1 protein-coding gene is annotated in these 248 nt (G+C 49.2%); it reads left to right on the plus strand.

The annotated features are described in order from the left end of the window. Positions 1-248: EF-Tu/IF-2/RF-3 family GTPase (locus tag AAEY83_RS17485; protein WP_351061223.1), on the plus strand; the 248-nt coding region annotated here is incomplete at both ends.

Consider the following 248-nt stretch of genomic DNA (forward strand, 5'->3'; position numbering starts at 1 on the left):
ATCGAAGACGTCTTCTCAATCTCAGGTCGTGGTACCGTAGTAACTGGCCGTGTTGAATCTGGTATCGTAAAAGTTGGTGACGAAATCGAAATCGTCGGTATCCGTGACACTCAAAAAACCACCTGTACTGGTGTTGAGATGTTCCGTAAGCTACTAGACGAAGGCCGTGCAGGTGAGAACTGTGGTGTACTACTCCGTGGTACCAAGCGTGAAGACGTACAACGTGGCCAAGTACTAGCTAAGCCAGG

It is taken from the genome of Psychrobacter sp. TB20-MNA-CIBAN-0197 (assembly GCF_040309765.1).
Lineage (GTDB): Bacteria > Pseudomonadota > Gammaproteobacteria > Pseudomonadales > Moraxellaceae > Psychrobacter > Psychrobacter submarinus.